This is a genomic window from Geodermatophilus sp. SYSU D00663 (genome assembly GCF_054050655.1).
This window is the reverse complement of record NZ_JBJGZT010000001.1, coordinates 82,664-108,306: the sequence shown is the minus strand read 5'-3', so window position 1 is coordinate 108,306 and position 25,643 is coordinate 82,664. Positions and strand designations below refer to the sequence as shown.

General features: G+C 75.7%; 25 protein-coding genes. 16 read left to right on the top strand and 9 right to left on the bottom strand.

Annotated features, from left to right (window positions below):
- Positions 1–84: 84 nt before the first annotated feature.
- The 3 genes from guaB to guaA are packed head-to-tail and all read left to right on the top strand — an operon-like array spanning position 85 to position 4,303.
- On the top strand, positions 85–1,602 hold the full coding sequence (guaB, locus tag ACI79Z_RS00480; protein WP_387987650.1) for an IMP dehydrogenase: 1,518 nt from the start codon (positions 85–87) through the stop codon (positions 1,600–1,602).
- Positions 1,599–2,741 carry a GuaB3 family IMP dehydrogenase-related protein gene (locus ACI79Z_RS00475; protein ID WP_387987647.1) on the top strand — a complete coding sequence of 381 codons (1,143 nt, stop codon included), beginning with the start codon at positions 1,599–1,601 and terminating at the stop codon, positions 2,739–2,741. The genes guaB and ACI79Z_RS00475 overlap by 4 nt, the downstream gene beginning before the upstream one ends.
- Complete coding sequence (gene guaA, locus ACI79Z_RS00470; protein ID WP_456901377.1) at positions 2,741–4,303, top strand: glutamine-hydrolyzing GMP synthase; 1,563 nt, start codon at positions 2,741–2,743, stop codon at positions 4,301–4,303. Before ACI79Z_RS00475 ends, guaA begins: the two co-directional genes overlap by 1 nt.
- A gap of 3 nt (positions 4,304–4,306) precedes the next feature.
- Here the strand turns inward: guaA and ACI79Z_RS00465 are convergent, their stop codons facing one another.
- The gene (locus ACI79Z_RS00465) at positions 4,307–4,993 is read right to left on the bottom strand and encodes a helix-turn-helix transcriptional regulator (protein WP_387987643.1); all 687 of its coding nucleotides are present in this window, start codon (positions 4,991–4,993) and stop codon (positions 4,307–4,309) included.
- Between the two features lie 64 nt (positions 4,994–5,057).
- On the opposite strand from ACI79Z_RS00465, the gene ACI79Z_RS00460 reads away from it, so the two are divergent.
- Positions 5,058–5,642, top strand: a complete 585-nt coding sequence (locus ACI79Z_RS00460; RefSeq protein ID WP_456901376.1) for a dienelactone hydrolase family protein — start codon at positions 5,058–5,060, stop codon at positions 5,640–5,642.
- 71 nt (positions 5,643–5,713) lie between these two features.
- Here ACI79Z_RS00460 and ACI79Z_RS00455 read toward each other — a convergent pair whose 3' ends face one another.
- Together ACI79Z_RS00455 and ACI79Z_RS00450 are read right to left on the bottom strand one after the other, a co-directional pair.
- Positions 5,714–6,013: a hypothetical protein gene (locus ACI79Z_RS00455; RefSeq protein WP_387987640.1), complete on the bottom strand. Its 300-nt coding sequence runs from the start codon at positions 6,011–6,013 to the stop codon at positions 5,714–5,716.
- Complete coding sequence (locus tag ACI79Z_RS00450; RefSeq protein ID WP_456901375.1) at positions 6,006–6,902, bottom strand: PspC domain-containing protein; 897 nt, start codon at positions 6,900–6,902, stop codon at positions 6,006–6,008. The genes ACI79Z_RS00455 and ACI79Z_RS00450 overlap by 8 nt, the downstream gene beginning before the upstream one ends.
- A 125-nt stretch (positions 6,903–7,027) precedes the next feature.
- On the opposite strand from ACI79Z_RS00450, the gene ACI79Z_RS00445 reads away from it, so the two are divergent.
- The gene (locus ACI79Z_RS00445; RefSeq protein ID WP_456901374.1) at positions 7,028–8,317 is read left to right on the top strand and encodes an ATP-binding protein; all 1,290 of its coding nucleotides are present in this window, start codon (positions 7,028–7,030) and stop codon (positions 8,315–8,317) included.
- Positions 8,314–8,973, top strand: coding sequence for a response regulator (locus ACI79Z_RS00440; protein ID WP_387987634.1), 660 nt, complete (start codon positions 8,314–8,316; stop codon positions 8,971–8,973). The genes ACI79Z_RS00445 and ACI79Z_RS00440 overlap by 4 nt, the downstream gene beginning before the upstream one ends.
- A 9-nt stretch (positions 8,974–8,982) precedes the next feature.
- On the opposite strand, the gene ACI79Z_RS00435 is transcribed toward ACI79Z_RS00440, so the two are convergent.
- From ACI79Z_RS00435 to ACI79Z_RS00420, 4 genes are all read right to left on the bottom strand, one after another.
- Positions 8,983–9,717: a PIG-L deacetylase family protein gene (locus tag ACI79Z_RS00435; RefSeq protein ID WP_387987633.1), complete on the bottom strand. Its 735-nt coding sequence runs from the start codon at positions 9,715–9,717 to the stop codon at positions 8,983–8,985.
- Positions 9,718–9,802: 85 nt separating this feature from the next.
- The gene (locus ACI79Z_RS00430) at positions 9,803–10,675 is read right to left on the bottom strand and encodes an RNA polymerase sigma-70 factor (protein WP_387987631.1); all 873 of its coding nucleotides are present in this window, start codon (positions 10,673–10,675) and stop codon (positions 9,803–9,805) included.
- Positions 10,672–11,244 (bottom strand): carboxymuconolactone decarboxylase family protein, encoded by a 573-nt coding sequence (locus tag ACI79Z_RS00425; RefSeq protein WP_387987629.1) that lies wholly within the window; start codon positions 11,242–11,244, stop codon positions 10,672–10,674. Before ACI79Z_RS00425 ends, ACI79Z_RS00430 begins: the two co-directional genes overlap by 4 nt.
- 121 nt (positions 11,245–11,365) lie before the next feature.
- Positions 11,366–11,635 (bottom strand): chorismate mutase, encoded by a 270-nt coding sequence (locus ACI79Z_RS00420; RefSeq protein WP_456901373.1) that lies wholly within the window; start codon positions 11,633–11,635, stop codon positions 11,366–11,368.
- A gap of 251 nt (positions 11,636–11,886) precedes the next feature.
- On the opposite strand from ACI79Z_RS00420, the gene pcrA reads away from it, so the two are divergent.
- On the top strand, positions 11,887–14,181 hold the full coding sequence (gene pcrA, locus ACI79Z_RS00415; RefSeq protein WP_387987626.1) for a DNA helicase PcrA: 2,295 nt from the start codon (positions 11,887–11,889) through the stop codon (positions 14,179–14,181).
- Between the two features lie 109 nt (positions 14,182–14,290).
- On the opposite strand, the gene ACI79Z_RS00410 is transcribed toward pcrA, so the two are convergent.
- Complete coding sequence (locus ACI79Z_RS00410; RefSeq protein WP_387987624.1) at positions 14,291–15,232, bottom strand: M23 family metallopeptidase; 942 nt, start codon at positions 15,230–15,232, stop codon at positions 14,291–14,293.
- Between the two features lie 192 nt (positions 15,233–15,424).
- Positions 15,425–16,315, bottom strand: a complete 891-nt coding sequence (locus ACI79Z_RS00405) for a lipase family alpha/beta hydrolase (protein WP_387987623.1) — start codon at positions 16,313–16,315, stop codon at positions 15,425–15,427.
- A 186-nt stretch (positions 16,316–16,501) separates the two neighbouring features.
- Between ACI79Z_RS00405 and ACI79Z_RS00400 the strand changes: the two genes are divergently transcribed.
- From ACI79Z_RS00400 to ACI79Z_RS00360, 9 genes are all read left to right on the top strand, one after another.
- Positions 16,502–17,602, top strand: coding sequence for a hypothetical protein (locus ACI79Z_RS00400; protein WP_456901372.1), 1,101 nt, complete (start codon positions 16,502–16,504; stop codon positions 17,600–17,602).
- A complete protein-coding gene (locus ACI79Z_RS00395; RefSeq protein ID WP_387987620.1) occupies positions 17,599–17,982 on the top strand; it encodes a methylmalonyl-CoA mutase in 384 nt (127 codons plus the stop codon). The genes ACI79Z_RS00400 and ACI79Z_RS00395 overlap by 4 nt, the downstream gene beginning before the upstream one ends.
- 64 nt (positions 17,983–18,046) lie before the next feature.
- Complete coding sequence (gene sucC / locus ACI79Z_RS00390; RefSeq protein ID WP_456901371.1) at positions 18,047–19,207, top strand: ADP-forming succinate--CoA ligase subunit beta; 1,161 nt, start codon at positions 18,047–18,049, stop codon at positions 19,205–19,207.
- A 90-nt stretch (positions 19,208–19,297) separates the two neighbouring features.
- A complete protein-coding gene (sucD, locus tag ACI79Z_RS00385) occupies positions 19,298–20,176 on the top strand; it encodes a succinate--CoA ligase subunit alpha (RefSeq protein WP_456901370.1) in 879 nt (292 codons plus the stop codon).
- Between the two features lie 189 nt (positions 20,177–20,365).
- Entirely contained in the window at positions 20,366–21,421 is a 1,056-nt protein-coding gene (locus ACI79Z_RS00380; protein ID WP_456901369.1) for a hypothetical protein, read from the top strand.
- Positions 21,422–21,557: 136 nt separating this feature from the next.
- Positions 21,558–22,754: a cell division protein PerM gene (locus ACI79Z_RS00375; RefSeq protein ID WP_387987613.1), complete on the top strand. Its 1,197-nt coding sequence runs from the start codon at positions 21,558–21,560 to the stop codon at positions 22,752–22,754.
- A gap of 31 nt (positions 22,755–22,785) precedes the next feature.
- On the top strand, positions 22,786–23,394 hold the full coding sequence (purN, locus tag ACI79Z_RS00370) for a phosphoribosylglycinamide formyltransferase (RefSeq protein WP_387987612.1): 609 nt from the start codon (positions 22,786–22,788) through the stop codon (positions 23,392–23,394).
- Positions 23,391–24,959, top strand: a complete 1,569-nt coding sequence (gene purH / locus ACI79Z_RS00365; RefSeq protein ID WP_456901368.1) for a bifunctional phosphoribosylaminoimidazolecarboxamide formyltransferase/IMP cyclohydrolase — start codon at positions 23,391–23,393, stop codon at positions 24,957–24,959. The genes purN and purH overlap by 4 nt, the downstream gene beginning before the upstream one ends.
- Positions 24,956–25,600 (top strand): pentapeptide repeat-containing protein, encoded by a 645-nt coding sequence (locus tag ACI79Z_RS00360; RefSeq protein ID WP_387987606.1) that lies wholly within the window; start codon positions 24,956–24,958, stop codon positions 25,598–25,600. The genes purH and ACI79Z_RS00360 overlap by 4 nt, the downstream gene beginning before the upstream one ends.
- Positions 25,601–25,643: the final 43 nt, after the last annotated feature.

Genomic DNA, 25,643 nt, shown 5'->3' with positions numbered 1-25,643 from the left:
GGCGCTGGAGCGCCCGGCCTACGATCGGGAGTGGTTCCCGCGCGCCCGGCCGGGGGCGAAGCCGACGGAGAGGGTGGCGGCACCATGCAGCCCGACGAACGGATCCCCGAGCTGCCGGCGAAGTTCGCCCCGCTCGGCCTGACCTACGACGACGTCCTGCTCATCCCCGGGGAGTCCGACGTCGTCCCCGCCGAGGTCGACACCAGCAGCCGCCTCACCCGGGGCGTCCGGCTGGCCGTGCCGCTGGTCTCCAGCGCGATGGACACCGTCACCGAGGCCCGCATGGCGATCGCCATGGCGCGCGTCGGCGGCGTGGGCGTGCTGCACCGCAACCTCGCCGCCGAGGAGCAGGCGGGCCAGGTCGACCTGGTCAAGCGCTCCGAGGCCGGCATGGTCACCAACCCGGTCACCTGCTCGCCGGACAACACCCTCGCCGAGGTCGACGCCCTGTCGGCCCGCTACCGCATCTCCGGCGCGCCCGTCGTCGACGACGAGGGCGTGCTGGTCGGCATCGTCACCAACCGCGACATGCGCTTCGAGACCGACCAGAACCGGCTCGTGCGCGACGTCATGACGAAGATGCCGCTGGTCACCGCCCCGGTCGGCGTCGACCCCGACACCGCGCTGCGGCTGCTGTCCCAGCACAAGATCGAGAAGCTGCCGATCGTCGACGAGTCCGGCCGGCTGCGCGGCCTGATCACCGTCAAGGACTTCGTCAAGCGCGACCAGTACCCGAACGCCACCAAGGACGCCGACGGCCGGCTCGTCGTCGCCGCGGCGGTCGGCGTGGGCGAGGACGCCTACAAGCGGGCCGGCCTGCTGGTCGACGCCGGGGTCGACGTGGTCGTCGTCGACACCGCGCACGGCCACCAGCGCGCCGTCCTCGACATGGTCGCCCGGGTCCGGCAGGACTTCGGCGGCGACGGCGGCGTCCAGGTGGTCGGCGGGAACGTCGCCACCCGCGCCGGCGCGCAGGCGCTGGTCGACGCCGGCGCGGACGCGGTCAAGGTCGGCGTCGGCCCCGGCTCGATCTGCACCACCCGCGTGGTCGCGGGCGTCGGCGTCCCGCAGATCACCGCCATCTACGAGGCGAGCCTCGCCTGCAGGCCGGCCGGCGTCCCGGTCATCGCCGACGGCGGCCTGCAGTACTCCGGGGACATCGCCAAGGCGCTGGTCGCCGGCGCCGACACCGTCATGATCGGCGGGCTGTTCGCCGGGGTCGAGGAGGCCCCGGGCGAGCTGGTGTTCATGAACGGCAAGCAGTTCAAGACCTACCGCGGCATGGGGTCCCTCGGCGCCATGCAGAAGCGCGGCAACCAGTCCTACAGCCGCGACCGCTACTTCGCCGACGACGTCCTCTCCGACGACAAGCTCGTCCCCGAGGGCATCGAGGGCCAGGTGCCCTACCGCGGGGCGCTGGCGACCGTGGCCCACCAGCTCGTCGGCGGCCTGCGCGCGTCGATGGGCTACGCCGGTGCCGGCACCGTCGCCGACCTGCAGGACCGCGGGCAGCTGACCCGGATCACCTCGGCCGGTCTCGTGGAGAGCCACCCCCACGACATCCAGATGACCGTCGAGGCGCCGAACTACCGGGGGCGGTGACCGTGCCCGCCCGCGACACCGTCGAGATCGGCCTCAACCGCTTCGCCCGCCGCGGCTACGACCTGGACGAGGTCTCGATCGTCCCGTCCCGCCGCACCCGCGACGTCGACGACGTCTCCACGGCCTGGCAGATCGACGCCTTCCGGTTCGACATCCCGCTGGTCACCAGCCCGAGCGACGCCGTCGTCAGCCCGGCGACGGCGATCGCCGTCGGCCGGGCCGGCGGCCTCGGCGTGCTCAACGCCGAGGGGCTGTGGACCCGCTACGACGACCCGCTGCCGGTCTACCGGCAGCTGCGCGAGGCGGGTGCGGAGGCGCCGCCGCCGGTGTCGCTGCTGCAGCAGGTCTACTGCGAGCCGGTCAAGCCGGACCTGATCACCGCCCGGATCAAGGAGATGCGCGACGCCGGCGTGACGACGGCGGTGCGCGTCTCGCCGCAGCACACCGAGCAGCTCGCGCCCGCGGTGCTCGCCGCCGGCGTCGACCTGCTGGTCATCCAGGGCACGATCGTCTCCGCCGAGCACGTGACCACCCAGGGCGCGGCGCTCAACCTCAAGTCGTTCATCGCCGACCTCGACGTCCCGGTGATCGTCGGCGGCGCGGCGAACTACCAGACGGCGCTGCACCTCATGCGCACCGGCGCGGCCGGGGTGGTCGTCGGCGTCGGCGCCGACAGCTTCTCCACCGGCGACGCCGTCATGGGCATCCGGGTGCCGCTGGCCAGCGCGATCGCCGACGCCGCGGCCGCCCGCCGCGACTACCTCGACGAGACCGGCGGCCGGTACGTGCACGTCATCGCCAACGGCCGGATCGAGACCAGCGGCGCGATCGCGCGGGCGCTGGCCTGCGGCGCGGACGCCGTGCAGGTCGGCGAGCCGCTGCGGGCGGCGAAGGAGGCCCCCGGCGGCGGCGTCTGGTGGGACTCGGTGGCCGCGCACCCGCGGCTGCCGCGCGGCGGCACCTCGGCGCCGATCCCGTCGGCCGGGTCGCTCGAGCAGGTGCTGCTCGGCCCCGCCGAGACGTCCGACGGCCGGACCAACCTGTTCGGCGCGCTGCGCCGCACGATGGCCAAGACCGGCTACCGCGACCTCAAGGAGTTCCAGCGGGTGGACCTGGTGATCGGCGGTCGACCCGACTGATGGACTTCCCCACCGTCCTGGTCGTCGACTTCGGCGCGCAGTACGCCCAGCTCATCGCCCGGCGCATCCGCGAGGCCGGCGTCTACTCCGAGATCGTCCCGTCCTCGGTGCCCGTCGAGGAGATCCTCGAGCGGGAGCCGGCGGCGATCGTGCTCTCCGGCGGGCCCTCCAGCGTCTACGCCGAGGGCGCGCCGCAGGTCGACCCGGCGCTGTTCGAGGGCGGGGTGCCCGCCTTCGGCATCTGCTACGGCTTCCAGGCCATGGCGCAGACGCTCGGCGGCACCGTCGCGCACACCGGCGACCGCGAGTACGGCGGCACCCCGCTGACGGTCACCACGCAAGGCCGGCTGTTCGGCGACCTGCCGGTGGAGCAGTCGGTGTGGATGAGCCACGGCGACGCCGTCAGCGCGCCGCCGCCCGGCTTCACCGTCACCGCCACCTCCACCGGCGCGCCGGTGGCGGCGTTCGAGGACGTCGACCGGCGGCTGGCCGGGGTGCAGTTCCACCCCGAGGTGCGGCACACCGCGCACGGCCAGACGGTGCTCGAGCACTTCCTGTTCGACATCGCCGGGCTCGAGCGCAGCTGGACGATGAGCAACGTCGTCGACGAGCAGGTGGCCGCCATCCGGGCGCAGATCGGTGACCGGCGGGCGCTGTGCGCGCTGTCGGGTGGCGTCGACTCCGCCGTGGCCGCCGCGCTCGTGCAGCGGGCCATCGGCGACCGGCTCACCTGCGTGTACGTCGACCACGGCCTCATGCGGCAGGGCGAGACCGAGCAGATCGAGCGCGACTTCGCCGAGGTCACCGGCGCCGACCTGCGGGTGGTCGACGCCAGCGGGCAGTTCCTCTCCGCGCTGGCCGGCGTCAGCGACCCGGAGGAGAAGCGGAAGATCATCGGCCGCGAGTTCATCCGGGTGTTCGAGCAGGCGGCCACCGACGTCGTCGCCGACGCGCAGGCGCACGGCGAGACCGTCGACTTCCTCGTGCAGGGCACGCTCTACCCCGACGTCGTGGAGTCCGGCGGCGGCACCGGCACGGCCAACATCAAGAGCCACCACAACGTCGGCGGGCTGCCCGAGGACCTGCAGTTCACCCTCGTCGAGCCGCTGCGGACGCTGTTCAAGGACGAGGTGCGCGAGGTGGGCCGGCAGCTCGGCCTGCCCGACCGGCTCGTGCAGCGCCAGCCGTTCCCCGGCCCGGGGCTGGGCATCCGCATCGTCGGCGAGGTGACCCGGGACCGGCTCGACGTGCTGCGGCGGGCCGACGCGATCGCCCGCGAGGAGCTCAGCGCGGCGAAGCTGGACTCCGAGATCTGGCAGTGCCCGGTGGTGCTGCTGGCCGACGTCCGCTCGGTCGGCGTCCAGGGCGACGGGCGCACGTACGGCCACCCGGTGGTGCTGCGCCCGGTGTCCAGCGAGGACGCCATGACCGCCGACTGGACCCGGCTGCCCTACGACGTGCTCGCCCGGATCTCCACCCGCATCACCAACGAGGTGTCCGAGGTCAACCGCGTCGTCCTCGACGTGACGAGCAAGCCGCCGGGCACCATCGAGTGGGAGTGACGGTCACCTGACGGAGTGCGCGTCGGGTGGGGGAGTGCCGTAGACGGCGGCGTCCCGCTCGGGGGCGGGTTCGGTGGTCAGGGCGGCGGCCTCGATGCGGTCCCAGCGGAACCAGCGCGGCGCGTCCCGCTCCCGGCACCAGCCCACGAGGTACCAGCGGTCGCCGGTGCGGGCCAGCAGGTGCGGCTCCACCCGCCGCCGGGACGCCGTCCCCGCCCGGTCCCGGTAGGTGATCGCGACGACGCGGCGCCGGGCCAGCGCCTCCTCCACCACCGGCGCCGGGTCCGGCCGCCGGGCCGACGGTGCCCGCACCCACACCCGGCCGCCGAGCCGCTCCACCTCCGCCCGGGCCTGCGGACCGAGGACGTCGAGCACCTTCTCCAGCGCCGCGCGGCCGTCCGCGGCGAACGGCGCGTCCGCCGCGCCGGCCAGGGCGACGGCGACCGCCACCGCCTGCGCCGGCGTCAGGTTCACCGGCGGGAGCGTGGCCGCGGCGTCGAGCACGTAGCCGCCGCCGGGACCCGAGGTCGCCCAGATCGGGACGCCGGCCTGCTGCAGCGCGCTCACGTCCCGCTTGACCGTGCGGGTGGACACCTCCAGCCACGCCGCCAGCCGCCGCGCCGTCCGCCCGCGCGGCCCGGCACGGCGCAGCTCCTCGGTGAGCGCGTGCAACCGGTCGGTGCGGTTCACGGCGCGGATCCTCGCAGGAGTCGGTGACAGGACGGTGTCACCGAGGACCCGCCACCGTGGGTCCGTGACGACCATCGCGCTCTTCCACTCCGTCCTCGGCGTCCGGCCCGGGATCACCGACGCCGCGGACCGGCTGCGGGCCGCCGGCCACGAGGTCCGCGTCGTCGACCAGTACGACGGGCGGGTCTTCGACGACTACGCCGAGGCCGGCGCGTACGTCGAGACGGTGGGCTTCCCGGCCCTCATGGCCCGCGCGGTCGACGCCGTCCGGGACCTGCCCGACGGGTTCGTGGCCGCCGGCTTCTCCAACGGCGCGGGGATGGCCGAGCACGTGGCCACACAGCGCCGGTGCGGCGGCGTCCTGCTGGTCTCCGGGGCACTGCCGATGGCGGTCCTCGGGGCGCCGGGCTGGCCGGCCGGGCTGCCCGCGCAGCTGCACCGGACCACGGACGACCCGAAGCGCTCCGCGGAGTGGGACGAGGCGTTCGCCGCGGACGTCGCCGCGGCCCGCGCGCCCCTCGAGGTCTTCCGCTACCCGGGGGAGGGGCACCTGTTCACCGACCCGTCGCTGCCGGCGGAGCACGACCCGGAGGCCACCGACCTGTTCTGGACCCGGGCGCTGGCCTTCGTCGACCGGGTCACCGGCTGACACGCGCGGACACGGCGAGGGCCCGGGGAGCTCCTCGCTCCCCGGGCCCCCGGAACGGCCGCCCCGTGTCGTCAGCCGCGCCTGCGGCGCGCCCTCCGCAGCTCGCTCACCATCAGCGCCACGCCCACGCCGACCAGCAGCAGCCACAGCAGCCCGCCGTCGGCGAGGAAGCCCAGCGGCACGGTCACCCCGGCGAGGAAGACCAGGGCCAGGACGACGAATGCGACGCCCGGGACCAGCGCGACCAGGTCCACCCGCCGCTTCGGGGCGGGGGCCTCGACCGGGAGGGCGCTGGTGTGCTGCCAGTCGGCGGCCAGCGCGCGCTCCTGCCAGCCGGTGGGGGTGGTGGGGAACTCGCTGTAGTCAGGCACGGGACACCTCCAGGTCGCCGACCCCGTGGTCGATGGTCAGGACGAACTCGGGCCGGCTGTCGCCGCCCGGTGCGCGGAAGTAGCCGTCCTCGTCCTCCTGGTCGAACAGCTCGGCGTCGCCGATGCCGTTCTCGACGTCGACCTGCACGTCGGCGTCGTCGGGGACGGTGACATCGAGGTCGCCGACGCCGTGCTCGATGCGCACCTCGACCGGCTCGTCGACGTCGTCGACGTCGATGCGGGAGAGGTCGACGTCCATGTCGCCGGCGCCCAGGCTGTAGACGGGGCGCACGTCCTCGACGGTCGCCGGGTGGTAGTCGCGGTCGCCCACGCCGCCGCCGGGCCCGACGCGGTCGTCGGAGTCCCACGCGGGGACGGACGAGGTGAACAGCAGCGCCAGGGTGAGCACGGAGCCCAGCGCGACCAGCCCGCCGCGCGGCGTGCGGCCGCGGGTCAGCGCCGAGACGACCAGTCCGAGGCCGACGACGAGCAGCGCGCCGGCGAGGAAGCCGCGGGGGCCGAGGTCGAGGTCGGTGTAGCGGGTCACCAGGACCATCAGGCCGACGACGATGAGCAGCCCCGCGACGGTCATCCCGGCGACGGGGGAGCGGGGCGCCGGCGGCTCGGCGGGCGCCCCGTCGACGCCGGCCCGGCGCGGGCCGCGCGGCATGAGCAGCCAGAGCAGCGCGTAGACGAGGACGCCGGTGCCGCCGGCGAGCGTCAGGGCGACGAAGCCGACGCGCCACAGCAGCGCGTCGACGCCGCTGTACTCGGCGAGGCCGCCCGCGACGCCGCCGAGCACCTTGTCGGTGCGGCTGCGCCGGAGCGTGGGGCGTGGTGCGGGCGGGGGATCGAAGGGTGGGGCGGGAGGAGGGGAGGCGGCGGTCATGGCACAGAGCGTGCCGAGCGGGCGCCCGCCGCGACATCGGGGAAGGCCCCCATCCGACCCTGGTCCTGCCCGTCCGGGGGCTTCCCGGTACCGGGGGAGGTGCGCGCGGTGCGACGATCGGTGCCGTGACGAGGACGGCGCCCAGCACGGGCGGGCCGCCGGTCGGCGCCCCGCCGGCCGGGCCCGTCGGCGTGCCCACGCAGACCCCGCTGACCACCGGGACCCCGCCGGCTCCCGCGGGCGCCACCGCCGTGGCGACCCGCCCGGCGGAGACCCGGCCGCCGCTCGTGCGCCCGCGGCAGGGCCGGATGCTCGCCGGCGTCGCGGCGGGGACGGCGGCGCACCTGCGCACCGATCCGCTGGTCGTCCGCGCGGCGTTCGTCGCGCTGGCGGTGACCGGCATCGGCGTCATCGCCTACGCGCTGCTGTGGTTCTTCGTGCCGCTGGGCGAGGTCGCCCCCGGCACGGCGCCGCGGCCCAGCCGCCGGCAGACCGTCGGCCTGGTCTTCTTCGGCCTCGGCGCGATGGTGCTGGTCACCAACCTGGCGACGTGGGGGAACAACGACCTCATCGCCCCGCTGCTGCTGGTCGGCGGCGGGCTCGCCGTCATCTGGCGGCAGCTGGACACCGACCGCACGCTGACCCGGCCCGGCGTCCGCTGGGTGCTCGCCGGCGGCGCGGCGCTCGCCGCCATCGGCCTGGTCCTGCTGCTCGCGACGACGGGTCAGCTGGCCGCGGCGCGCAACGGCTTCGTGGCCACCCTGGTCATCCTGGTCGGCGTCGTGCTGGCCACCGCGCCGTTCTGGCGGCGGCTGCTGGACTCCCGCGAGTCCGAGCGCACCGCCCGCATCCGCTCCGAGGAACGGGCCGCCGTCGCCGCGCACCTGCACGACTCGGTGCTGCAGACCCTCGCGCTCATCCAGCGGAACTCCGGTGACCAGCAGGCCGTCGCGCGGCTGGCCCGCAGCCAGGAGCGGGAGCTGCGCAGCTGGCTGTACGAGCCGGCGTCCTCGCCCGGCGGCGGCACCTGGTCCGCGCTGGTCTCGGAGATGGTCGCCGAGGTGGAGGGCGACCACGCGCTCACCGTGGACCCGGTCGTCGTCGGCGACGCCCCGGTCGACGACGCGCTCGCGGCGCTGGGCGCGGCCACCCGCGAGGCGCTGCTCAACGCCGCCAAGCACGCCGGCGTGACCTCCGCCGACCTCTACACCGAGGTGGGCGCGCAGTCGGTGTCGGTGTTCGTCCGCGACCGCGGCGCCGGCTTCGACCCGTCCGCCGTCCCGGCCGACCGACGCGGGCTGCGCGACTCGGTGTCCGGCCGGCTCACCCGCCTGGGCGGGACGGCGACGGTGCGCTCGGCGCCCGGCGAGGGCACCGAGGTCGAGCTCGTGCTGCCCCGCGAGGCCGCCGCGTGAGCGTCCCCCGCGTCTTCGTCGTCGACGACCACGCCATGGTCCGCGCCGGCGTGCGCGCCGAGCTCGGCGGCGCCGTCACCGTGGTCGGCGAGGCGTCCGACGTCGACTCCGCCGTCGCCGGCATCCGCGCCACCGTCCCCGACGTCGTGCTGCTCGACGTGCACATGCCCGGCGGTGGGGGCCGCACCGTGCTGGAGACGCTGCGCGCCGAGCTGCCCGACGTGCGCTGGCTGGCGCTGTCGGTGTCCGACGCCGCCGAGGACGTCATCGCGGTCATCCGCGCCGGCGCCCGCGGCTACGTCACCAAGACCATCTCCGGGCCGGACCTGGTGTCGGCGGTGCAGCGGGTGGCCGAGGGCGACGTCGTGTTCAGCCCCCGGCTGGCCGGCTTCGTGCTCGACGCCTTCGCCGCGAGCGCGCCGTCGGCCGCGCCCGCCGAGGACCCGGCGACCGACCCCGGCCTGGACCTGCTCAGCGCCCGCGAGCGCGAGGTCATGCAGCTGCTGGCGCGCGGCTACACCTACCGGGAGATCGGCTCGCGGCTGTTCATCTCGGTGAAGACGGTGGAGTCCCACGCGTCCAACGTGCTGCGCAAGCTGCAGCTGTCCAACCGCAACGAGCTCACCCGGTGGGCGGCGACCAACAGGTTGCTGTGACCCGCGAGGTCACGCCGTGTGGACGACGTGGAAGGCCTCGGCCAGGCGGCCGTCGGGCAGGCCGAAGCGGCGGGCGGTCTGCGCCATCCAGCCCGTGACGAAGGACTCGAGGTCGTGGATGTGGCTGACCTGCGTCACGTGGCTCTTGAGCGCGGCGAACTTGAGCTCGACGACGTCGGTCACGTCGACGGCGTGGTCGGCCCGCGGGCTGGCGCCCAGCCACACCTCCTCCACCGTCCACGCCTCCAGGCCCTCGTCGGCCAGGAGCTCCGGGAAGGCGAACGGGTTGCGGGCGTCGGGGTAGACCGCGCGCAGCGTCGACTCGCCCACGGTCATGTGGTCGGGGTGACTGGCGCCGACCCGCTCGTACCAGCGCTCCGGGGAGCTGGTGAGCACCCGCTGCGGGCGCACCTGCCGGATGACCCGGCTGATGTCCCGGCGCAGGTCGAGCGTCAGCTCCAGCCGGCCGTCCGGGTAGCCGAGGAAGCGCACGTCGGTGACGCCGACGGCGGCGGCCGCGGCGCGCTGCTCCTCCCGCCGCAGCGGGCCCATCCGGTCGCGCGGGGTCTCGTCGAAGCCGCCCGCGTCGCCGTCGGTGACGATGCAGTAGACGACCTCGGTGCCGGCCGCGGTCCAGGTCGCCACGGTGCCCGCGCTGCCGAAGTCGACGTCGTCGGGGTGGGCGAGCACGCACAGGACGCGCTCGACGTGCTCGGCGGGCTTCCGGGGCGGGACGGCGGTCACCGCCGGAGCCTAAGTGACGGGCCTCCTCGCCCCCCACGCCTCGCAGGCTCGGCGCCGGCCCCTGTGAGGAGGCCGTTCCCGCACCTCACCTCCGCAGGCCCGCCAGCTTGTCGGGGTTGAGCACCACGAGGACCTGCTGGACCAGGCCGTCGGTGACGACCAGCGAGACCGCGGCGAGGGGCTCCCCGCCGGTCCACGCCGCCACCCCGGGCCGGCCGTTGACCTCGGTCAGCACCATCCGCAGTCCCGGCACCGACACCCCTCCGGGGATGACGGCGGCGAGGAAGCGGGCCACCTTGTCCGCGCCGGTGATCGGCCGCAGCGCCGCCTTCGCCCGGCCGCCGGCGTCGGTCAGCAGGACCGCGTCCGGGGCGAGCGCGGCCAGCAGCGCGTCGACGTCGCCGCCCGCGCACGCGGCGAGGAACCGCTCGGTGACCTCGCGGTGGGTCGCCCGGTCGGCGTCGAACCGCGGGCGGCGGGCGGACACGTGCTCCCGCGCCCGGTGGCCGAGCTGCCGGACCGCCGCCTCGGAGCGGCCGAGGACGGCGGCCACCTCCGCGGCCGGCAGCCCGAACACCTCGCGCAGGACGAACACCGCCCGCTCGGCGGGGGACAGGCTCTCCAGGACGACGAGCAGCGCCAGCGACACCTCCTCGCCGAGCACCGCCTCGTCGGCCGGGTCCGCGGCCTCGTCGGTGAGCAGCGGCTCGGGCAGCCACGGGCCGACGTAGGCCTCCCGGCGCGCGCGGGCGGAGTCCAGCCGGTCCAGCGCCAGCCGGGTGGTGACCCGGACCAGGTAGGCGCGCGGGTCGGCCACGTCGTCGCGGTCGGCCGCCGACCAGCGCAGCCAGGCGTCCTGGACGACGTCCTCGGCGTCGGCCACGCTGCCGAGCATCTGGTAGGCGACGGTGAACAGCAGCCGCCGGTGCGCGTCGAACGCCGGCAGCGGGCCGGTCACGCGGGAGCCGGGAGCTCGCAGCGGTCCCGGAAGCCCTGGCTGGTCAGGCCCAGGGCGCTGTTGGCCCGCGCCCGGCTGTTCTCCACGGCGACCATCATCGTGAGCTCGACCAGGGCGGCGTCGTCCAGGTCGCGGCGCAGCGCGGCGACCATCTCGTCGGTGACGCCCATCGGCGTGGTGCTCATCGCCTCGGCGTACTCGACGACGCGCCGCTCGAGGTCGGTGAGCGCGTCGCTGTCCCGCCAGGCGGGGACGGCGCGCAGCTTGGCCGGGTCCACGCCCTCGTGCGCGGTCCCGACCCAGTAGCCGAAGTCGACGCACCACGAGCAGCCGACGGTCACCGCCGCCGACATGACCGCGAGTGACTTGAGCGTCGGGTCCAGCCGGTCCCACTTCGCGAGGGACTGCTCGTGGCGCAGGTAGGTGAGCAGCAGGCGGGGGTGGTGCCCGAACGCCGCGGCGGGGTCCAGCGTCGCGCCGAAGCGGCGGCGCGAGTACCGGTCGACGAGGCGGGTGAGCAGCGTGCGCGGCGGGTCGAGCGGGATGCGGGCGGTGCGGGTCTCGGTCACGGCCTCGTCCTCTCCGGTGGGGTGTCCATGGAGACGACGCAGTCGCCCGGAACGTGACAGGGCGGCCCTCGCAGGGCCCGCCGCGAGCGTGCGAGCGGTGGGGGGCGAGGGGGTCCGTCGTCTAGACGCGGCCGCGGCCCTGGCGCAGCAGCAGCATCCCGAGCGCGGCGCCGTCCGGGCCGAGGGCGGTGCGGAAGCGGTCGATCACCTGCTGCTCCCGGGACAGCGACAGCCGGGTGCCGCCGGTGGCGCGGCGCAGCTCACCGATCTCCTGCGAGACGGCGAGCCGCCGCTGCACCAGCGCGATCAGCTCGGCGTCGCAGGCGTCGATCTCGCCGCGCAGCTCGGCGATGCGGGTGTCGGCGTCGGTGGGCGGCAGGGTGGCGGTCATCGGGTTCCTCCGGGGCGGGGAGCGGCCGTCGGACCCCGGGGAACGAGAAACGCCCCGGGCTCCTCGGGCCCGGGGCGTTCGTTGCGGCGGCTGCTCAGCCGGCGGCGACGGACACCGGAACCCGGTGCCCGTAGTAAAAGCCGACGGTGGCGATCAGCACGTCGCCGAGTGTGCCACAGCACGCCCGGCGGTCACGAGGGCGTCCGTCGCGGGACGGGTCCGTCGTCGGTCCGAACTACAGTGGTGTGGCTATGAGCAGCGTGCAGCAGGCCCTCCCCGGAACCGCCGCGCTCCAGCGTTCCGCTCCCGGCTCGGCCGGCCGGGAACTGGACCGCATGCTGGCCGGACTCAACGGTCCCCAGCGTCAGGCCGTCGTCCACGAGGGCGGCCCGCTGCTCATCGTGGCCGGTGCCGGGTCGGGCAAGACCCGCGTGCTCACCCACCGCATCGCCTACCTGCTCGGGGCCCGCGGGGTGCAGCCGGGCGAGGTCCTCGCGATCACCTTCACCAACAAGGCCGCCGGCGAGATGAAGGAGCGCGTCGCGCACCTCGTCGGGCCGCGCGCCCGGGCGATGTGGGTGTCCACCTTCCACTCGATGTGCGTGCGGATCCTGCGCGCCGAGTCGGCGAAGCTCGGCCTGAAGTCGTCGTTCACGATCTACGACCAGGGCGACTCGGTCCGCCTGATGACGATGGTCGCCCGCGACCTCGACCTCGACGCCAAGCGCTACCCCGGGCGCAGCCTCGCCGCCCAGGTGTCGAACCTGAAGAACGAGCTGGTGGACGAGGAGTCCTTCAGCCCCGAGACGGCGCCGGAGAAGGTGCTCAAGGAGGCCTACACGCTCTACCAGCGGCGGCTGCGCGAGGCGCACGCGCTGGACTTCGACGACCTGATCATGACGACGGTCAACCTGCTGCAGGCCTTCCCCGACGTCGCCGAGCACTACCGCCGCCGGTTCCGGCACGTGCTGGTCGACGAGTACCAGGACACCAACCACGCGCAGTACGTGCTGGTCCGCGAGCTGGTCGGCACGGGCGAGGGGCCGGTCCCGCCGGCCGAGCTGTGCGTCGTCGGCGACGCCGACCAGTCGATCTACGCCTTCCGCGGCGCCACGATCCGCAACATCGACGAGTTCGAGCGCGACTACCCCGACGCGACGACGATCCTGCTCGAGCAGAACTACCGCTCCACCCAGCGGATCCTCAAGGCGGCCAACACCGTCATCGCCAAGAACACCGGCCGCCGTCCCAAGAACCTGTGGACCGACGCCGGCGACGGCGAGCTGATCGAGGGCTACGTCGCCGAGAACGAGCACGACGAGGCCGCCTGGGTCGCCGAGCAGATCGACGCGCTGGTCGACGCCGGCACGGTCCGGCCCGCGGACATCGCCGTCTTCTACCGGACCAACAACGCCTCCCGCGTGTTCGAGGAGGTGTTCATCCGCGTCGGCATGCCCTACAAGGTCGTCGGCGGGGTGCGCTTCTACGAGCGCAAGGAGGTCCGCGACGCGCTGGCCTACCTCCGGGTGGTCGCCAACCCGGCCGACGTCGTCAGCCTCCGCCGGGTGATCAACACGCCCAAGCGCGGCATCGGCGACAAGGCCGAGTCCTGCATCGAGCAGTTTGCCGACCGCGAGCGGATCGCGTTCCCGTCGGCGCTGCGCCGCTGCCCGGAGATCACCACGCTGGCGCCGCGGTCGCTCAAGGCGGTCCAGGAGTTCGTCGCGCTGCTCGAGGAGTTCGAGCAGCTGGTCGAGACCGGCTCGGGCCCGGCCGCGCTGCTGGAGAGCATCCTCGACCGCACCGGCTACCTCGCCGAGCTCGAGGCCAGCACCGACCCGCAGGACGAGGGCCGCGTCGACAACCTCAACGAGCTCATCTCGGTGGCCGCCGAGTTCGAGGCGGCCAACCCCGGCGGCACGGTCACCGACTTCCTCGAGCAGGTCTCGCTGGTGGCCGACGCCGACCAGATCCCCGTCTCCGGCGACGAGGCCGGGGTCGTCACGCTGATGACGCTGCACACCGCCAAGGGCCTGGAGTTCCCGGTCGTGTTCCTCACCGGCCTCGAGGACGGCGTGTTCCCGCACCTGCGCGCGCTCGGCGACCCGCGGGAGCTGGAGGAGGAGCGGCGGCTGGCCTACGTCGGCATCACCCGCGCGCGGCAGCGGCTGTTCCTCTCCCGCGCCACGGTGCGCACCAGCTGGGGACAGCCGGCCTACAACCCGCCGTCGCGGTTCCTCGACGAGCTGCCCTCGGACACCGTGCACTGGGCGCGCACCGACCCGACGCCGGCGCCGAGCACCGGCTCGTCGGCGCAGCAGCGGGTGGCCGCGACCGGCCTGTCGACGGGCGGCCTGCGCGGCGGCCGCGGCAACCGGCCGGTGATCTCCGTCGAGGTCGGCGACCGGGTCAGCCACGACGCGTTCGGTCTGGGCACGGTGGTCGAGGTCAACGGCGCCGGCGACAAGGCACAGGCCACGGTCGACTTCGGCTCCGGCGGCACCAAGCGCCTCGTCCTGCGCTACGCCCCGCTGGTCAAGCTCTAGGCCCGCGCTCCGCCGCGGGAGGGGCGCTCCTGGGGTCGTTCGCGGCCTCCGGGGGTGCTGCAGCACTCCCGGAGCGCGGGGAGAGCTCCAGGAGCGGAGCGACGCCGGGTCACAGGGTGACGCCGTGGTCGGCGAGCCACTCCTCGGGGTCGATCGGCCGGCCGGTCATGCCGCCGCGGTGGATCTCGTAGTGCAGGTGCGGGCCGGTGGACTGGCCCTCGTTGCCGATCTTCGCGATCTCGTCGCCGGCGTGCACGATCTGGCCGGCCTCGACGTCGTAGTAGCGCATGTGCCCGTAGATGTGCACGTTGCCGTCGGCGTCCTGGATGTAGACGGCGTTGCCGTACCCGGAGGCCCGGCCGGCGCGCAGCACGACCCCGTCGGTCACCGAGTGGATCGGCGTGCCGAGGGAGTTGGCCAGGTCGATGCCCCAGTGCATGGAGCCCCAGCGCTGGCAGAAGCAGGTGGTCATCCGGCCGGTGGTCGGCGCGACGGTCCGGGGTTCGCGGGCGGCGCGGGAGGCGGCCAGCTCCGACAGCCGGACGGCGGCCTCGGCCTGGGTGATGCCCTGCCGGACCCCGGCGTCCTCCATGTCCCCGGTCAGGCCGATGTCGGCGGCGCCGAGGCCGTAGTCGGCGGCGCTCACCGAGGCGGCCGGGGCCGGGGTGCCGCCGGTGAGGGCGGGGACGGCGGCGACGAGCGCACCGGCGACGAGCGCGCCCAGCCACAGCGGGCCGCGGCGCCCGGGCGGGCGGCGGACGGTGCGCCGCGCGGCGGGCTCGGTGTCGGGCTCGGTGCCGGCCGGCTCGGCGGCGGCCTCGGCAGCGTCCTCGACCTCGGCGTCCTCGACCTCGGCGTCCTCGACCTCGGCGTCCTCGGCCGGAGCGGTGACGGGGGCGACCACCCGGGCGGGGAGGACGGTGCTCGGCACCGCGGGCCGCGGGACCGGCGGCACGGCCGGGGTCCCCAGCGGGCCGGACGAGATGCGGCCGGTCGCGTCGGGCCCGGTCGCCCGGCGGCCGGTCGCCGCGGGCTCGAGGAGCGCGGTCACGGGACACCCTTCGTCCACGCTCCCGGGACCACTGCACGGGGCAGCCCGTCGGGGGAGCGACGGCGGTGGAGGCGCCTGGGAGGACGCCCGCCGGTGGGTACCGGCGCCGTGATCGGACCGTAACGTTCCGTCAGGGCCGACCGGGGGAAGCGACGCTGCGTGTCGCCATGTCTCCCCGGGGTGGGGTGCCGCTCAGGCGGCGTCGGCGAGCGGCGCGGGGGCGGCCGGCCGCAGCCCGGCCAGCGTCGCGGCCACCTCGTCGACGACGCCGCGGTGGAACGGCAGCGACATGTGCCCCACGCCCCTCACGAGGACGTTGCGCGCCTGCAGGTCCGGGTGGTCGCACCGGCCGGCCACGGTGGGGACGACGATCTGGTCGAGGTTGCTGTAGACGGCGGTCATCGGGGTCGACCAGTCCGGCGCCGGCTCGGCGAGCTCCCGGAGCACCGGCGACCCGGGCCGCAGCTGGCGCACCATCGGCGTCGGCAGCAGGTGGGCCAGCACCGAGCCGCCGTGCGGCGTGCCGAGGGTGACCAGCGACTCCACCCGCCGGCCCCCGCCCTGGCGCTGCACGTAGTGCCGGGCGATGAGGCCGCCGAGGCTGTGTCCCACCAGGTGCACCCGGTCGTGGCCGGTCCGGGCGCAGATCCGCTCGACGTGCTCCCCCAGGTCGCGCGCGCCCTCGGCGACGTCCCCCAGCAGCGGGCTGTAGTTCCAGGTGCAGACCTGGGTGAACCCGCGCCGCCGCAGTCGGCGGCGCATGACGGTGAAGATCGACCGGTTGTCGATGAGCCCGTGGACCAGCAGCACCGGGACGCGCGCGGCGAGCGGGTCGGCGGCGAACAGCGCGCGGACGGCGGCCGGCTGGACCCCCGGGCGGCAGCGCGGGTCGAGCAGCAGGGCCTCGGTCCGCGCGCCGAGCGGGTAGAGCAGGGCGTGCGCCCCGACCCAGGCCAGTTCGGTGAGCCCGCCGGCGACGGTGGTGGGGGAGACCAGTGCCCGGAGCGCGTCCCGTGGCGTACCCGGGGAGGGCTCTCCCGTGTGCCACTCTGGACGGCACCCGGGGTCGCCGGTCGCGCGCATGGACGTCCTCCCGTTCGGCGGCCGCCGGCGGTGTCCCGGGACCCGGGTCCGTCGACGGCGGAGCACCGCTGTGGTGCTCGGTTCACACGACGGTAATGCCCTGGTGTGGCGACGGTCACACGGACGATGCGGGGATCTCGACGAGATCGAGACCGGAACGCGACACATCTCGACGAAGGGGGACCCGTGGCCGGCCGTGAGAGTGCTGCCCGCGACGACCGGACCCGGGACGGCGCCCGGCGGACCGGGGCCACGGGTGCCGCCCGCCGCACGGGGGCCGCGGCCGCCGGGGCGCGGCGCACCGGCGCCCGCCCGGCCGCGGACCGGCGCCCGGCCCGCACCCCGGCCGCCCCTCCCGCCCCGGACGACGGGCTCGTCGTCGGGCACCTCCCCGGCGGCGCCCGCACCGCGGGGGTGCTGCTCGTGCTCGCCGGCCTGGCCGGGGTCGCCGCGCTGTCCCCGACCTACCTCGTCGTCGGCGGCCGGGAGCTGTCGCTGGCCGGCGGGCTCGGCGGCGCGCTGGTCGGCCTGGTCGTCCCGCTGACCGCCGTCGCGGTGGGGGCCGGCCTCGCCGCCGGCCGGGTGCCGCGCTTCGGGCTGGCCTACGCCGGCGTCGGCGGGGTGCTGGCGCTGGGCTCCCTGCTCATCGAGGTCTACCGCGGCAGCGCCTCCACCGTCCGTCCCGGCGTCGAGGTGCTGGCCGGGGAGCGGGTGCTCACCAGCTCGGTGGAGACCGGGGCCGGCTGGTGGCTCGAGGTCGCCGGGCTCGCGCTGACCGTCCTGGCCGCGGTCTGCGCCGCGGCGGCGTGGAGCCGCACGGTCATGGAGGACCGGGGGGCGCTCGACCCCGCCCGCGGCGCGCTGGCCGGCGCGGCGGTGCTGCTCGGCGTCCTCACCGTGCTGTGCCTGGCGCTGCCGGCCGCCGACGTCCCCGACCGGCTGGTCGACGACCCGTCCACCGGCCTGGAGGTCGTGGTCGAGCAGCAGGGCCCGCAGGCGCTCCTGGAGCGGCCCGGGCTGGCGCTGCTCGGCGGGCTGCTGCTGGCCGGCGCCGTCCTGCTCGCCTCGGTGCTGGCGCCCTCGCTGCGGCCGCGGCTGGCCGCCGTCGGCGGCTTCCTCGCCGTCGCGGTGACCGTGCTCGCCGCCGGCCTCGGCGGGCTGCGCGACGCCCTCGCCTCCGACGAGCTGGAGTGGACCGTCCCCGGCGCCGGGCTGCTCGCCGCCGGGCTGGGCTACGCGCTGCTCACCGTGCTCGCCTGGCGGCTGCGCCGCACGACCGCCCGGTGACGGCGGGCGAGCGGCTGCGCGTCGTCGTCGCCGGGCCCGAGGGCCGGGACGACCCGCGCGCGGTCGCCCTCGCCCGCGCGCTGCGCGACTCCGGCGCCGAGGTGGTGCTGACCGGCGAGGTCGCCTCGGCCGGGCGGCTGGCCGCGACGGTCGTGCAGGAGGACGCCGACGCCCTCGGCGTGGCCGGGGCGCGGCCGGGGCTGCTCGGCGAGGTGCTCGCCCGGCTGTCCGCCGCCGGCGTCGACGACGTCACCGCCTTCGTCCTCGGGGACGGCGACGACGGCGGAGGCGACCTGCCGGCCGACGTGCGCCGCTTCCCCGACGGCACCACCCCCGACGACGTCGTGGCCGCGCTGCGGCGGCTGTCCGGGGGCCTGTGACCCGGGGCACGGGGCCCGGTGCCGGTGCGGCGGCCGGGACGCGCGAGGTTTACGGTGCCTGTTCGTGGATCTCTTCGAGTACCAGGCGCGTGACCTGCTGGCCTCGCACGGCGTGCCCGTGCTGCCCGGCGGCGTGGCCGAGACACCCGACCAGGCCGAGGCGATCGCCCGCGAGATCGGGCAGACCGTCGTCGTCAAGGCGCAGGTCAAGACCGGCGGCCGCGGCAAGGCCGGCGGCGTCAAGCTGGCCGACGACGCCGACGAGGCGAGGGCCCGCGCCCAGGACATCCTCGGGCTGGACATCAAGGGCCACATCACCCACCGCGTGATGGTGGCGCAGGCCAGCGACATCGCCGAGGAGTACTACTTCTCCTACCTGCTCGACCGCGCCAACCGCACCTTCCTGGCCATGGCCAGCGTCGAGGGCGGCATGGAGATCGAGCAGCTCGCCGTCGAGCGGCCCGAGGCCCTCGCCCGCATCCCCGTCGACGCCACGACCGGCGTCGACGCGCAGAAGGCCGCCGAGATCGTCGACGCCGCCGGGTTCGCCCCCGAGGTGCGCGACCAGGTGATCGCCATCGCCGTCCAGCTGTGGGAGACCTTCGCCCAGGAGGACGCCACCCTCGTCGAGGTCAACCCGCTGGCCAAGGCGCCCGACGGCACCGTCCTCGCGCTCGACGCGAAGGTCACCCTCGACGAGAACGCCTCCTTCCGGCACCCCCAGCACGCCGAGCTCGCGGACTCCGCCTCGGCCGACCCGCTCGAGGCGCGCGCCAAGGAGAAGGACCTCAACTACGTCAAGCTCGACGGCGAGGTCGGGATCATCGGCAACGGCGCCGGCCTGGTCATGAGCACCCTCGACGTCGTCGCCTACGCGGGCGAGGAGTTCGGCGGGGTCAAGCCGGCCAACTTCCTCGACATCGGCGGCGGCGCCTCGGCCGAGGTCATGGCCAACGGCCTGGAGATCATCCTCTCCGACCCGGCCGTGAAGAGCGTGTTCGTCAACGTCTTCGGCGGCATCACCGCCTGCGACGCCGTCGCCAACGGCATCGTCAGCGCCCTGGGCATCCTCGGCGACGAGGCGACCAAGCCGCTGGTCGTCCGGCTCGACGGCAACAACGTCGAGGAGGGCCGGCGCATCCTCGCCGAGGCGAACCACCCGCTGGTGACCCTGGTGGACACGATGGACGGCGCCGCGCGCCGGGCCGCCGAGCTCGCCGCCTGAGGAAGGACCCTTCCCTCCCCACCCCTCGCAGGCTCGGGGCGGGCCCCTGGAAAGGGGCCGTTCCCTCACCTCCAGACAGGACCTGAAGAGATGTCGATCTTCCTCAACGAGAACAGCAAGGTCATCGTCCAGGGCATGACCGGCTCGGAGGGGCGCAAGCACACCCAGCGCATGCTCGCCTCCGGCACCGCGATCGTCGGTGGCGTGAACCCGAAGAAGGCCGGCGAGCGCGTCGACTTCGAGGGCGCCAGCGTGCCGGTGTTCGGCAGCGTGTCCGAGGCCATGAAGGAGACCGGCGCCGACGTCAGCGTCATCTTCGTGCCACCGGCCGGCGCCAAGGGCGCGGTCATCGAGGCCGTCGACGCCCAGATCGGGCTCGCCGTCGTCATCACCGAGGGCATCCCGGTGCACGACTCGACCTACTTCTGGGCCCACGCCCAGGGCGGCGCCACCCGGATCATCGGCCCGAACTGCCCCGGCCTGATCAGCCCCGGGCGCTCCAACGCCGGCATCATCCCGGCCAACATCACCAAGCAGGGCAAGATCGGCCTGGTCAGCAAGTCCGGCACGCTGACCTACCAGATGATGTACGAGCTCCGGGACATCGGCTTCTCCACCTGTGTCGGCATCGGCGGCGACCCGGTTATCGGCACCACGCACATCGACTGCCTGCAGGCCTTCCAGGACGACCCGGAGACCGAGGCCATCGTCATGATCGGTGAGATCGGTGGCGACGCCGAGGAGCGCGCGGCCGACTTCATCAAGGCCAACGTGACCAAGCCGGTCGTCGGCTACGTCGCCGGGTTCACCGCGCCCGAGGGCAAGACGATGGGCCACGCCGGCGCCATCGTGTCCGGCTCGGCCGGCACCGCGCAGGCCAAGAAGGAGGCCCTCGAGGCCGCCGGGGTCAAGGTCGGCAAGACGCCGTCGGAGACCGCCCGCCTCATGCGGGAGCTCGTCGGCGCCTGATCGCCCCCCCGTGGACTGCCCCGGCCCCTCCCCAGGAGCCGGGGCAGTTCCGCTTCCCGGGGACGGGTTGCGGGGCGGTCACGATCTCGCCCCTCGTGGTGAGGGGCGAGCGTGGCGAGGTTGCAGCCCGTCGACGACGGGGGAGAGCATCCGCGACGCCGTACCGATGTGACGAGGGAGAGTCGAACGATGACGTCCAGTCAGCCGCCTCAGCAGCCCGGGATGCCCGGGCAGCCGGGACCGGGCGGCCAGCCGGGGTACGGCCAGCCGGGGTACGGGCCGCCGGGGTACGGGCAGCAGCCGCCGTCCTACGGTGCTCCTCAGGGACAGCCGTCCTACGGCCAGCAGGCCCCCTACGGGCAGCAGCCGCCCCACGGCCAGCAGCCCCACGGCGCGCCGCAGCCCTACGGGCAGCCGTACGGCCAGCAGCCGCCGCCCGGCGCCCCGTCGCCGTACGGCCAGGCCCCGCGCCCGGCCGGTGCGGGCTTCGACCTCGGGCGCCTGAGGACGGCCGACTACGTCGTCGCCGCCGGCGCGCTGGTCTACCTGGTCCTCGCGCTGCTGCCGTGGGCGACCTTCTCCAGCAGTGACGACTTCGGCTTCGACGTCCCCGGCTTCGACGTCCCGGAGATCAGCTACAGCTTCTCCGGCTTCGAGGTCAGCGGCCTGGTGACCTTCAGCTTCGTGCTGCTGCTCCTGGCCGGCGTGTGGGCGCTGCTGCCGGCGTTCGTGCAGCTGGACCTGGGCTTCCCGCGCAGCTGGATCACCGTGGGCCTGGCCGGGCTGGCCGCGCTGCTCACCCTGATCGCCTGGATCCAGACCTTCGACGCCGGCTTCTCGGTGTTCGCGCTGCTCGGCTTCCTGGTCACCGTCGCGGTGGCGGTGTTCGCGTTCCTGCGGCTGCTGCCGGAGATGCGGAACAGGCCGGCGCTGCCCGGCGCCCTCGCCGGCGCCGCGCAGTGGGCCAACCAGCAGGCGCCGGACTTCGGCATCGGCCAGGGCGGCGCCCCGGGCCCGCCGGCGGCTCCCGGCCAGTACGGCGCCCCGGGCCCGTACGGCCGGCCCGCCCCCTACGGCGGCCAGCCGGCGCAGCCGTGGGGCCAGCCGGGGCAGCCCGGGCAGCCCGGGCAGCCCGGGCAGCCGGGCCACGGTCAGCCGTACACCCCCTCGCCGGTCACGGACCCCGGTCAGCACTCCTCCGGCCAGCACGGCGGTTCCTCCGCCTCGGGTCACGGCCAGCCCTGATCCGACCGCGCTCCGTCACGGGCGCACCCGTCCCGACGAGGGCCTGCGGCACTGCCGCAGGCCCTCGGCGCCGTTCCGGCGCCCCTCCCGGCGCGTGCGGCGGACAGACGGCGGGGACGCTTGCGAGAGTGGGGACGTGGTCTCCCTGCTGGCGCGCCTGCCCGTGCCGGGACAGCGCGGCCCCGGTGCCGGGCGGCCCTGGTACCCGGCCGCGCTGACCGCCGCCGCCACGGCCGCGGTCACGCTGCTCGGGCTGCTCGGGCTCGGGCTCGCGGTCGTGGTGGTCGAGACGCTCGATCCCGCAGGCGGGTTCTCGGTCCCGAGCGCGGCCCGCGTCGGCGGCCGGCTGTGGCTGCTGGCCAACGGCGGCGGGCTCGACCTGCCGTCGGGGCCGCTGGTCCTCGCGCCGCTGCTGCTCACCCTCGCCGTCGCCTGGGGGCTCGACCGGGCCGGGCGGGGCGTGCTGCGCGTCGCCGAGCCCGCCGGCGCCCGCGCCGCCGCCGGGGTCGTGGCGACCGCGGTCGCGGTGCACGCGCTGCTGGCGGTCCTCCTCGGGCTCGTCGTCGACGGGCCCGGGGCCCGCACCGACCTGCTGCGCTGCGGCCTCGGCGCCGCCGTCCTCGCCGCGGTCGCCGTCGGCTGGGGCGTGCTCCGGGAGGGCGACCTGCTCGACGGCGTCCTGGACCGCCTGCCCGGGCCGGTGCGGCCCCTGCTGCCCGCCGTCCTCGCCGGGCTGCTCGCCGCGGGCGCACTGGGTCTCGCCGTCGTCGCCGTCGCGCTGGCCGCGGACGCCTCCGGCTACGCCGCGGTCGCGGGCGCCCTCGGCGGCTCCGGGGCCGGTGCGGTGGGCACGCTGGCGCTCGGGGCGCTGCTGCTGCCCAACGCCGCCGCGGCCGCGCTCGGGGTGGCGGCCGGGCCCGGGTTCGCCGTCGGCGCCGGCACCGTCGTCTCGGTGCACGGGATCAGCCTCGGTCCGGTGCCGGCGTTCCCGCTGCTGGCCGCGCTGCCCGACACCCAGGCGGTGCCGCTGCTGGCGTTCGTCTCGCAGGCGGTCCCGGCGCTGGCCGGGCTGGTCGCCGGGGTGGCGCTGGGCCGCCGCATGACCGACGACGACGGCGGCTCGGTGGTCGCCGGCCTGTGGGGCGTGCCGGCCGGCGTCGTCCTGGGGCTGGGCGTGGGCGTCCTCGCCGCGGTGGCCGGCGGCTCGCTGGGCGACGGCGCGCTCGCCGACGTCGGCGCGCCGCCCGTGGCCACCGCGCTCTCCTTCGCGCTGCAGGCCGGCGTCGCCGCGGCGGTCGGGGCGGCCACCGCGCGCTGGCGGTCCCTCGGCTGAGGCCCCCGGCGCCGTCGATAGGGTCGCGGACGTGCCCGGCCCCGAGTCCTCCCCGCGGGCGCGGGTCGTCGTGCTGATCTCGGGCACCGGCTCGCTGTGCGCGGCGCTGCTCGAGGCCGCCGACGACCCCGGCTACCCGGCGCAGGTGGTCGCCGTCGGCGCCGACCGCGACGCCGCCGGGCTCGCGCACGCCCGCCGCCGCGGCCTGCCGACGTTCACCGTCGCGCTGCGCGACTTCCCCGACCGGGCCGCCTGGGACCGCGCGCTGACCGAGGCGATCGCCGCGCACGAGCCCGACCTGGTGGTGTCCGCCGGGTTCATGAAGATCGTCGGTCCCGCCGTCCTGGCCCGCTACGAGGGCCGACTGGTCAACACCCACCCCGCGCTGCTGCCGGCGTTCCCGGGCGCGCACGCCGTCCGCGACGCGCTGGCCGCCGGCGTGGACGTCACCGGCAGCACGGTGCACCTGGTCGACGCCGGCGTCGACACCGGCCCGGTGCTCGCCCGGCGCGAGGTGCCGGTGCTGCCGGGCGACGACGAGGACCGCCTGCACGAACGCATCAAGGCCGTGGAGCGGACGCTCCTGGTGGAGACGGTGGCGCGACTCGTCACCGGGACGACGGAGGAGAGCCCGCGATGACCGAGAGCCGGACCCCCATCCGCAGAGCCCTGCTGGGCGTCTACGACAAGACCGGGATCGAGGAGCTCGCCCGCGGCCTGGCCGATGCCGGCGTGGAGCTGGTCAGCACCGGGGCCACCGCGCGGCGGATCGCCGACGCCGGGATCGCGGTCACCCCGGTCGAGCAGGTCACCGGCTTCCCCGAGTGCCTCGACGGGCGGGTCAAGACGCTGCACCCCGCCGTGCACGCCGGCATCCTCGCCGACCGGCGCAAGCCCGAGCACGTCGCGCAGCTCGAGGAGCTCGGCGTCGCCGCCTTCGACCTCGTCGTCGTGAACCTCTACCCCTTCACCGCGACCGTGGCCTCGGGCGCGACCCCGGACGAGTGCGTCGAGCAGATCGACATCGGCGGCCCGGCGATGGTGCGCGCGGCCGCGAAGAACCACCCGTCGGTCGCCGTCGTCGTCGACCCCGCCCGGTACGGCGACGTCCTCGCCGCCGTGGCCGCCGGCGGCTTCACCCTCCCCGAGCGGCAGCGGCTGGCCGTGGCCGCCTTCCGGCACACCGCCACCTACGACATCGCCGTCGCCTCGTGGATGGGCAAGGTGCTCGCCCCCGACGACGAGTCCGGCTTCCCGTCCTGGGTCGGCGCGTCCTGGGAGCGCGCCGACGTGCTGCGCTACGGCGAGAACCCGCACCAGCGGGCGGCGCTGTACCGCAGCGGCGAGCCGGGCGCCGGGACAGGGGGGATCGCGCACGCCGAGCAGCTGCACGGCAAGCAGATGTCCTACAACAACTACGTCGACACCGACGCCGCGTGGCGGGCCGCGCACGACCACGACGACCCCTGCGTGGCGATCGTCAAGCACGCCAACCCGTGCGGGATCGCCGTCGGTCCGGACGTCGCCGCCGCCCACCGCAAGGCGCACGCCTGTGACCCGGTCTCGGCGTTCGGCGGCGTCATCGCGGCCAACCGGGAGGTCGACCTGGCGATGGCCGAGCAGGTGGCCGGCGTGTTCACCGAGGTCGTCGTCGCGCCGTCGTTCACCGCCGACGCCGTCGAGGTGCTGACGGCGAAGAAGAACATCCGGCTGCTGCGGCTGCCCGAGGCCGGCCGGCCCCCGGTCGAGCTGCGGCCGGTCGGCGGCGGGCTGCTGCTGCAGAGCGCCGACCGCATCGACGCCGCCGGCGACGACCCGACCACCTGGACGCTGGCGTGCGGCGAGCCGCTGGACGCCGCCGGCCTCGACGACCTCGTGTTCGCGTGGCGCTCGGTCCGCGCGGTGAAGAGCAACGCGATCCTCCTCGCCCACGACAGGGCGACCGTCGGCGTCGGCATGGGCCAGGTGAACCGGGTGGACTCCGCGCGGCTGGCGGTCGCGCGGGCGGGGGATCGGGCCGCGGGGTCGGTGGCCGCCTCGGACGCGTTCTTCCCCTTCGCCGACGGCCTGCAGGTGCTGCTCGACGCCGGGGTGCGCGCGGTGGTGCAGCCAGGGGGGTCGGTGCGGGACGAGGAGGTCGTCGCGGCGGCGCGGGCGGCCGGCGTCCCGCTCTACCTGACCGGCACCCGCCACTTCGCGCATTGAGGTCGGGCGCACCGGGGGGCCGGCCCCACGTCCGTCCGCCGGAGCCGGGGGAGGAGCTCGAGGACGCCGACCTCGCGCGCGTCGACTGGTGGGGCGCCGAGCTCGACGGCGTCACCTTCACCCGCTGCCGCTTCGACGACGCCGACCTCACCGAGCTGGTCACCCGCCGCTGCGTGTTCGACTCCTGCGTCCTCACCGGCGTGCGGATGAGCGGGTCGCGGCACCGCGGCAGCGCGTTCCTGTCCTGCCGGTTCGACCGCGCCCGGCTGATCGACGCCGTCTGGGAGGGCTGCAAGCTCACCGGCTCGCAGTTCCCCGGCGCCGTCCTGCGGCCGCTGACCAGCACCGACTCCGACTGGAGCTGGACGTCACTGCGCGGCGTCGACCTGTCCGGCAGCGACCTGTCCGGTCAGCGGTTCCGCGAGGCCGACCTCACCGACGCCGACCTGCGCGAGTGCGACCTCACCGGCGCCGACCTCGACCGCGCCCGCCTGCAGGGCGCGAAGCTGCGCGGCACCGACCTGCGCGGCGCGGCCACCGAGGCCTGGCCCTGGCGGGGCCTGGAGCTCACCGGCGTCCGGATCGACCTCGTGCAGGCGGTGCAGGTCGCCCGCGCCCACGGCGCCCTCGTCGAGGGCTGAGCCGGGCACTCCGGGGGCGGCGGGAGGAGCGGGGGCCGGAGGC

What these genes read in the sequence shown, in the direction of transcription:
- ACI79Z_RS00450 (WP_456901375.1), bottom strand. Translation starts at nt 6,902, where the DNA reads ATGACCGCCGCCTCCCCTCCTCCCGCCCCACCCTTCGATCCCCCGCCC.
- ACI79Z_RS00405 (WP_387987623.1), bottom strand. Translation starts at nt 16,315, where the DNA reads ATGCGCGCGACCGGCGACCCCGGGTGCCGTCCAGAGTGGCACACGGGA.
- purH (WP_456901368.1), top strand. Translation starts at nt 23,391, where the DNA reads ATGACCGAGAGCCGGACCCCCATCCGCAGAGCCCTGCTGGGCGTCTAC.
- guaB (WP_387987650.1), top strand. Translation starts at nt 85, where the DNA reads ATGCAGCCCGACGAACGGATCCCCGAGCTGCCGGCGAAGTTCGCCCCG.
- guaA (WP_456901377.1), top strand. Translation starts at nt 2,741, where the DNA reads ATGGACTTCCCCACCGTCCTGGTCGTCGACTTCGGCGCGCAGTACGCC.
- ACI79Z_RS00420 (WP_456901373.1), bottom strand. Translation starts at nt 11,635, where the DNA reads ATGACCGCCACCCTGCCGCCCACCGACGCCGACACCCGCATCGCCGAG.
- sucD (WP_456901370.1), top strand. Translation starts at nt 19,298, where the DNA reads ATGTCGATCTTCCTCAACGAGAACAGCAAGGTCATCGTCCAGGGCATG.
- ACI79Z_RS00380 (WP_456901369.1), top strand. Translation starts at nt 20,366, where the DNA reads ATGACGTCCAGTCAGCCGCCTCAGCAGCCCGGGATGCCCGGGCAGCCG.
- pcrA (WP_387987626.1), top strand. Translation starts at nt 11,887, where the DNA reads ATGAGCAGCGTGCAGCAGGCCCTCCCCGGAACCGCCGCGCTCCAGCGT.